Annotated in this window: 1 protein-coding gene; it reads left to right on the forward strand. The window is 39.5% G+C overall.

The features are described from left to right. Positions 1-329: 329 nt before the first annotated feature. Positions 330-473, forward strand: coding sequence for a hypothetical protein (locus QVP90_RS05270; protein WP_264380722.1), 144 nt, complete (start codon positions 330-332; stop codon positions 471-473). Positions 474-716: the final 243 nt, after the last annotated feature.

Consider the following 716-nt stretch of genomic DNA (forward strand, 5'->3'; position numbering starts at 1 on the left):
TTTTTTTGCGAACCGGACTGCAAAGATAACGAATTTATTGTTTTACTTCCAAAACTTTCAGGGAGTTTTTTTGTTTAAACCGTTAACTTGGAGAATGCGCTTTCAATATGTCAAAGAAACAGGCTCAGGCTCTTCAGCTAAGCGGATGCAAAAGTAGGCCTTTTTACGATACAAGCAAAAGATTTCAACGTTTATTTTTGAATAAAATGAAAATAAATATGTAAGGGGCTGATTATGAAACATGTTGTAGAACATAAAAACAGAGGAAGGGAAAGGAAGGGAAAAAGGGCTACACATTATAATATATATACGCGCGTGAAAAGGGAAAAATGAAAGAAAAAAGGGGATGGAGAAGAAAGAAACGGATTGAAAGGGAGGGAAGGTTTATGGAAAAGAATCCGTTGCCGCATGGAGAAGCATTTATCATTACACAAGGAGAAAGGGAAAGGAAGGGAGGAAAGAGGGGGATGTAACGGATTAGAAACAAGGGAAGGAAGACTCTACGGGAAAAGGACGGAAACCCGTAGAGGAAGGAAGGGAGACTCGTAGAGGAACGGGGAGATTCTCTACGGGAAAAAAGAAGAAAAGGCAAGAGGTTGGTAAACAGCACATTAAGAAAGAAGACGGATGTATCTATTTTTCAATAGAGAAAAGGAGCCTTTCAGGATGGAGAAAGGAAGAAGCCTTGTGACAAATATTGACAGGAAGGGGAAATG

The organism is Bacteroides sp. CAG:189 (assembly GCF_000432295.1).
GTDB lineage: Bacteria > Bacteroidota > Bacteroidia > Bacteroidales > Bacteroidaceae > Bacteroides > Bacteroides salyersiae.

Coding starts and splice junctions, on each gene's coding strand:
- QVP90_RS05270 (WP_264380722.1), top strand. CDS start 330: ATGAAAGAAAAAAGGGGATGGAGAAGAAAGAAACGGATTGAAAGGGAG.